Annotated in this window: 8 protein-coding genes; 2 read left to right on the top strand and 6 right to left on the bottom strand. The window is 45.0% G+C overall.

The genetic code is table 11. The annotated features are described in order from the left end of the window. Positions 1-658 precede the first annotated feature (658 nt). The 6 genes from AB4876_RS05440 to AB4876_RS05415 form a co-directional block, all read right to left on the bottom strand. Positions 659-901 carry a hypothetical protein gene (locus AB4876_RS05440; RefSeq protein ID WP_368380631.1) on the bottom strand — a complete coding sequence of 81 codons (243 nt, stop codon included), beginning with the start codon at positions 899-901 and terminating at the stop codon, positions 659-661. Positions 902-905: 4 nt separating this feature from the next. Then, positions 906-1,262, bottom strand: coding sequence for an ankyrin repeat domain-containing protein (locus tag AB4876_RS05435; RefSeq protein ID WP_368380630.1), 357 nt, complete (start codon positions 1,260-1,262; stop codon positions 906-908). 132 nt (positions 1,263-1,394) lie between these two features. Then, a complete protein-coding gene (locus tag AB4876_RS05430; protein WP_368380629.1) occupies positions 1,395-2,246 on the bottom strand; it encodes a macro domain-containing protein in 852 nt (283 codons plus the stop codon). Further along, positions 2,243-2,749: a TIR domain-containing protein gene (locus AB4876_RS05425; protein WP_368380628.1), complete on the bottom strand. Its 507-nt coding sequence runs from the start codon at positions 2,747-2,749 to the stop codon at positions 2,243-2,245. Before AB4876_RS05425 ends, AB4876_RS05430 begins: the two co-directional genes overlap by 4 nt. 122 nt (positions 2,750-2,871) lie before the next feature. Further along, positions 2,872-3,426 carry a hypothetical protein gene (locus AB4876_RS05420; protein ID WP_368380627.1) on the bottom strand — a complete coding sequence of 185 codons (555 nt, stop codon included), beginning with the start codon at positions 3,424-3,426 and terminating at the stop codon, positions 2,872-2,874. Positions 3,427-3,983: 557 nt separating this feature from the next. After that, positions 3,984-4,223: a helix-turn-helix domain-containing protein gene (locus tag AB4876_RS05415; protein WP_368380626.1), complete on the bottom strand. Its 240-nt coding sequence runs from the start codon at positions 4,221-4,223 to the stop codon at positions 3,984-3,986. 92 nt (positions 4,224-4,315) lie between these two features. Between AB4876_RS05415 and AB4876_RS05410 the strand changes: the two genes are divergently transcribed. Further along, the gene (locus AB4876_RS05410; protein WP_368380625.1) at positions 4,316-4,891 is read left to right on the top strand and encodes a VspR family transcription factor; all 576 of its coding nucleotides are present in this window, start codon (positions 4,316-4,318) and stop codon (positions 4,889-4,891) included. 2 nt (positions 4,892-4,893) lie between these two features. Continuing rightward, positions 4,894-6,270, top strand: a complete 1,377-nt coding sequence (locus AB4876_RS05405) for a DEAD/DEAH box helicase (RefSeq protein ID WP_368380624.1) — start codon at positions 4,894-4,896, stop codon at positions 6,268-6,270. Positions 6,271-6,505: the final 235 nt, after the last annotated feature.

Below are 6,505 nucleotides of genomic sequence, written 5' to 3'. Positions count from 1 at the left end.
TCAATGACTTGAGCGGCTGCCTCTTGCTTAAAGTCTTCAGTAAATTTACGACGTTGATTCATACTTCCTCCGATGGTTAATTTTTACCATGCGGAGTGTCTACAGTGATAGGGGCTATTCACACTTTCTCTATTTTTTAATAATTTTTCGGGGATGTAGCGATCAGAAACGGAGTGCTAATGCCTGTTTTTAAGATAAACAGAAAAAGCCCAGCGCTTCTGTCCTGACTCACTTTCCTATGTGGTTGATATCAAGATCCTCCTTCTGGGAAGGAATGCAAAACGAGCATTCTAAATTTACAAGTCGATCATAAATCCTCACAATTAAAATATATACCGTTGATTCAACTACAAGCGGTATCGGTCTAGCGCAGATGTATGTCCGCTATTGTGACGCAAGAGCCTGAAGCACTATCTACTTACGGTGGCCTTTCCTGATCTGATAAAAAGCGGACGTACGACCGATCAGTGCAATCCGCTTACAGGGTGTTGTGGGGGCTGAGGGTTAGAGACCCTCGGCTACCCTATTATAGGGTAACACTCGAATATTAACGGACGACAGCTATGCGCCATTAAGTTAGCGTGTTGAAAATAGGGAAGGAATTTTCCCTATTTCACAATAAGGTTCAACCTTTCCTATAACGACAGTCAAAATGTACTCACTCAAAAGGCTCCCAGCTATCGGAATATCTCCAAGCTTCCTCTAAAAACTCTTTGAGAAACCTTTCCATACATTCTTTATGCTTCTCTCGGTTCATAGTATCAACATATTTCTGAAACTCTTCTTGTGTTGCAAAAGCTGGAACTAAGCCAGATTTACAAGAGGCACTCATTGCAATTGAAAGCAAGTTGTCTTTGAATTTACTATCTGACTCCAAGACTTCTAACATCTTACCAATCACTACATTACCCCTTATACTTTTCACCAAAAGCTTCATCTTCAATAGTTTGTCTAACTGTTTTCTTGCCTGTACGAATCGCACCTGAAGATTCAAGCAAAGAGATAATTTCAGGTTCTTCCAAGTAAACAGCCAACTCTATAGCCGTGTCACCGTCTTTGTTTCGATAATTTACATCAGCATATTTTATTAACTGCCTGACTATCTCAACTTGTGACTCTTCAATGGCAAGTGTAAGCGGTGTATCTCCGTCAGTTGATTCAATATTTGGACATTCACCTTTGTGTAATAGGGATTTCACTTGCTCTATATCACTTTTAAGGCAAGCAAGAAGTAACGGAGTGTAACCGTCTTCATCAATCATAAACCTTACCTATAACGCCTTTCTTCAGCGACCAAAGCGTGCTGGCGTGGCTTTTGCGCTTTATGCAAAAGGCATGACCGTGCGATTTGCTCCGACTGCAAGAATTTGTTAGGCGCAGTTTTCATAACTCTGTTAGTGGACTAGTGACCGCTGCAAGTGATCTTTGACGTCATATAGATTCACTTGAAACCTTTGAGCGTCTTCTGGCCGAATGCAGATCACCAACTTGTCGGTAAACTTTCCTTCTGCAGATGCCGCCACAAAAGAATCTGCGATAAGCTCAATCATCTTTTTTCTTGGCATATTCAGACGCCCTCTTCCGGTTCCTACAAGTGGCACAGCCAGCTCCTGAAGCTCACCCGAGCTTCTTACATACGACCATAGGCCAGCAAGGGCATCCTTAACGTCGGCAACTGTCGAAGACGCGTTTCCATTCTGATTGAGCTTAGCCATCGCCGTGAAATAGAATGTTTTCCCGTGAGTAGTAATCGGAAATGTTGTACCCATAGGGTAAGGACGGTTTTCGCCAATCAATTTAACCTGAGTTTCTATCTCATCAATTAGCGCCTTCTGATTTCCAGTAAAATATCGTGCGGTAAACTGACCCTGCAAACTGCTCGACGATATTTTTCCTCCTGCGACATCTGCTTCGAAAAGGGTGTTTGTGCTGATCATGATTGCACCACTCGAATCAAAAATATCGATAATCCGAACTTCTAAGCAGTAATCCTTATGCGGAAATCGCAATTGAATGCAATTTACTGGGCGCCTGGCAGAGATAGAGATGACAATTGCCACAAATAGAAATACCAGAAAGCCAAAGGCTCCATACTCGTCCCGAGTGTATACCTTGAAGAAATCCAGCACCTCGACCAAAAGGTAGATGGCACCAAAGATTCCGAAGATAGACGTTGCGCCAGACGCCGAGAAGAGAACATATCGCCAATAGGCCCAGCTTGTGATGGTGTCAAGAAAATATCTCACGAATACAAGCCTAATTTCGTGTAGACGCTGTCGTTATAGTAGAAAGGCCCGGTCTCACCGGCCTTTTTACGACGAGCATGATCTTCCGGCCAGTTATCCATTGCGTGCTGAATGATCTTTTGCTTGAAAGGAACGTATATCGCAAGCTCATCACGAATTGTCGCTGGGCATAGCTCAGTTCTGTATCGCTCTCCATTAAGATTTACACCGACGATCGGCATGTTAAGGCGGAGAGCAACCTCCATTTCCCACTTTACGAACTTTCGCAAGAATCTTGTATTATCGCCGATCAGCACCACGAGCAACTTGGAATTGGCGAAGCGTTCACGAAGCTGACGCTTAATACTTTCTTCTTCGCTCGTATCTCTGGCGGAATTTAAGTCATGCGCATTATGGAAGTTGAAGTCTGAATTATCGTTTGCTTTCCAGGCTGTCATTAGCCTGTAGTAGCTCATGTCGTTATCACCATCAAAACAAACATACGTCTTGTTTCTATATGCCATGCCATTCTCCTTAGATAGTCTCGATGATGCCTTGGATTCGGGTCGCCTAACGCCCGCAGCTCGCGCGGCTTTGGAATGTAGGCGAAGCCGCAATGGAAAAACCGTCGCTGTGCCTCCGATTGTTAGCCATTTCGCTCAACCACCTCAGTTCTCTCAAAGCGTAAATGATCGTTGTCAGGTAAGCCGTGGAGGTCTCTGAAATAGTCCATTGTCTCGATGAACATCCGTTTAGACCTAGTAAGCCACTTTTTATTTAGTTTAAGCATCCACTCTGGTTCTTTTCTTTCATGATAATGGTCTCCGGCATCAGCCCTGGTTGGGTAAGGCCCCATGCTAACAACCTCTGGCTTACCGTGAGCCAACTTATCTCGAAGCTTAAACATCTCTCTGGCAAAATTTAAAGGGTCTGCACCCCAATCAGGAGTTTTTTCGGCAATCGCATGCAAAACTTCAACCTTGCTCTGCCAGCTATTGCGTTCAACTGAGTCCCAAAAGTTTACTACTTTAGCCCCAATACCATTTATATAGGCTTCGATTGCAAATGCTGAAAAGACCGCCACGGGAATACAATCAGAGTACACAATTTCATCGCGCTCGCTCAGATCTCGATGCATATTGAATAGGCACTCGATAATGTGCCCTTGCGCTGTATATTCATGCTCGATGAAGTAACTCACAAGCTCTCCGTCTATTGGCTAACAGCAAATTCAAATGCGTTCCGCTTTATAACTCATGCACATAGTGAGTCTAAGCGTTGAGGTACTTAAGTAGGAAAATTCTATTTAAATAAGGACGATAGTAAGCTTGAGACGGCTTTTTCATTTGTGTGCATCCTGCATTTGATGTGGAATCCCCGAAGCACAGAGCATAATCACTTCTCAATAAAAATCAATTTCTTAACTGAATTCCACCAGAATTAGTGAACGCCATGCTGCTGAATACGAGTTTGACCGCTTCAGCGACTGACCGCTATTGTGACTTTTCGACTATGTTATGGGCAAAATAGGTGGGTAATTTAAAGGGTGTCGCTATCTCATGAAATGAAATTATATCGGCAATATACGCTGTTTTGGCCAAATATGATTTAAATGCTGGGCCAGTTTTTGGGTGAACCATTCGAGCACTTCGACGTAAAGGCGGCTACTTGAAAAATAAATACGCAACCGTAAATTTTCGATCTAATAGCTTACGATAATCTGATGTTTACTCAGACCGATAGCGATGTATGTAGTCCTTAGTTTCTGGCCTCCCTATCTACCTCGTTGATTCTTGGCAGCAATTCTGCTGGCTCGCAGTCCAGTAGCTCCGATATTTGGTAGAGTTTGTCCACAGTTATGTTCACTTCACCACGCTCAATTCTGCCCATATAGCTGCGATCCAGGCCGCATTGAAGCGCCAAACCGTCTTGCGAGAAGCCTTTTCTGTTCCTCATAGCCCTAATTTTGGCACCCAAGGTTATTGATAAAGACGGCATACAGTCCTCAGCGATAGTTAAGGCCTGACTATCTTCTGTTGCCGCTTATATGGCCACGGACTATAATCCGCTATTTTATTTGCAGGATTAAGATGGCAAAGCGTAGTTTCGTGATTGATCAGTCGCTGTATAAAGTTCTAAACACCTTTCAGGGTGCAAACTTTACGACCGAGGCATTGAGGGATATTTACGCGTCGCAGCTGCTTGAGGACGGTATTGAAGGGGTTCTTCTCAAGGACGTAAGGCTTTATGTATATGAATATATCCGAAAGATGCTGAAATCAGGTTTGGTCACTCTCTACGGAGAGAGAAAAAGGCGTGGACAGGTTTATCATTTGGGTGACTTGCCGAGTGATATGGAGATTGAGTTAGTCGTTGGTAAATTTCATCGGCGGCTTCCAGCGTGTAAAGCTGACCTGGCGGTAAATCTGCATCAGAACCCTATTGCTAGCCATGTCGGTGCGCTTCGCGGTCAGCTAAAGGAGCTTGAGCTAGATATGCATGCAAGTATGGGTGAGGTCGAACGATATAATCTATTAATGACTGAGATTCCCGAGTTACGGACGAAATTGAAAGAGCCACTTGAGTCAGCAAGAGAGCGCAGCTCAAAACTGATTGGGCACTTCAGGGCTGTTGAAAATACGCTACTAATTCTCAGGGCTACTTAACAATGTTGAGGCGTTGGCAATCTGAGTGCGTTGGCAAGGCATTGGATCATTTTAAAGGCGGACAACGTCATTTTTTTTGCCAGGCAACGCCAGCAGCCGGAAAGACTAGAATGTCCGCAGAGTTATCAAAAAGGATGCTCGAAACGGGCATGATCGACTTGGTAGTCTGTTTTGCGCCGTCGAGGGAAGTTGCGCAGGGCTTTAGGGCGACGCTAGAGAGTGTTGTTGGCGGTAAGTTTGATGGACTGTTAGGTGCCTGCGGTACAGCGCTCACTTATCAAGCTATGGACTATTTGAGCGAAGATTTTTGGTCGCTGTTCTATAATTATCGCGTATTAGCAATCTTTGATGAGATTCACCATTGTGCGGCTCAAGAACCTGGCGTTTCTAATCTTTGGGGGCAGCTGATTGTAAAGCGGATTCAAGAAAGTGCAGCGTATACTGTTGGTCTTTCAGGGACCCCTTGGCGATCTGACGAAATGGGTATCGCTCTAGCTAGGTATTCCACGCCAGAAGGACGGCTGATTTGTGACTTTCGCTATAGTTTGGCAAATGCTGTTGTTGAGAAAGTATGTCGGTCACCTCGGATAATGCTGGTCGACAATGGCGATGTGCAGCTCACGGTCTCAAACTCTGGTGACTGTCAGGTAAGAACGTTCGAAAGCATATCGAGCTTGCTCAAAGACCCAGTAGTAAGTTACCAAGATCTATTGGTTAATGAGCCGGCGCTGCGGCACATGCTGCAATTGGCAAATAACAAGTTAAGTGAACTGCGTGGAGACATAGCGAATGCTGCCGGTCTGGTAGTTGCCAGTACTATTGACCATGCTTACCTGGTGGCAGAGATATTAAATGCGCTCGGTGAAACGGCAATGGTTGTAGCTAGCGATAGCTTAGATGCTCGCAATCGAATTCAGCGCTTCAGAGAGGGTAACCAGCGATGGATTGTCGCTGTTGGGATGGTGGCCGAAGGCACCGATATTCCGCGCCTACAAGTATGTTGCCATGTAAGCCGCATTCGCACGGAGCTTCATTTTAGACAGGTTTTAGGCAGGATTCTGCGTCGTATCGGTGGTATCGACAAATATGCATGGATGTATATCTTTGCAGAATCCTCTTTGTCAGAGTTTGCAAAGAGGGTAGCAGAAGACCTTCCTCACGATCTTGCCGTTTTGCCAGCAGTTGAGCCAGCATCAGTAATTAGTGTGGGGGCACCTATAGAAATTAGTGGTAGCGACAGCCTTGTCGAGGAGGAGGCGGCGTATCCCCTTGTGTCAGGGGAGCCCGAATCTAATGAAACCGAATTCTACTTCCATAGGACCGCGCGCGAGCTTGCTTTTTCAGAGCACTTTCGCCATCAGTTACTTGCTATCTTCTGAGCTTATGTCATTCCGAAGTGAGTGCTTTCAGCCTCTACCTTCCTTTGTCGGCTTAGCACTTTCGTAAAACGACTATTAGCTATTTTCGGACAGGCATTCGACCGCAGATAAGCGGAGCGGTGTTATATGTCCGCTATTGAAGCCAGACTCCCACAATCCGCAGCACCGGAACCACAAATCTAATCCAGAGTTTGACCTACAGAGCCGTAAAAGCTAATTTAGCTACCAATAACAT

Origin of the sequence: Zhongshania guokunii, from assembly GCF_040892635.1 — a bacterium.
In the GTDB taxonomy this organism is placed as follows: Bacteria; Pseudomonadota; Gammaproteobacteria; order Pseudomonadales; family Spongiibacteraceae; genus Spongiibacter; species Spongiibacter guokunii.
Note: the sequence above shows the minus strand (reverse complement) of the source record. Positions and strands in the feature narration are given on the sequence as shown.

Coding starts and splice junctions, on each gene's coding strand:
- AB4876_RS05410 (WP_368380625.1), top strand. CDS start 4,316: ATGGCAAAGCGTAGTTTCGTGATTGATCAGTCGCTGTATAAAGTTCTA.
- AB4876_RS05405 (WP_368380624.1), top strand. CDS start 4,894: ATGTTGAGGCGTTGGCAATCTGAGTGCGTTGGCAAGGCATTGGATCAT.
- AB4876_RS05415 (WP_368380626.1), bottom strand. CDS start 4,223: ATGCCGTCTTTATCAATAACCTTGGGTGCCAAAATTAGGGCTATGAGG.
- AB4876_RS05435 (WP_368380630.1), bottom strand. CDS start 1,262: ATGATTGATGAAGACGGTTACACTCCGTTACTTCTTGCTTGCCTTAAA.
- AB4876_RS05425 (WP_368380628.1), bottom strand. CDS start 2,749: ATGGCATATAGAAACAAGACGTATGTTTGTTTTGATGGTGATAACGAC.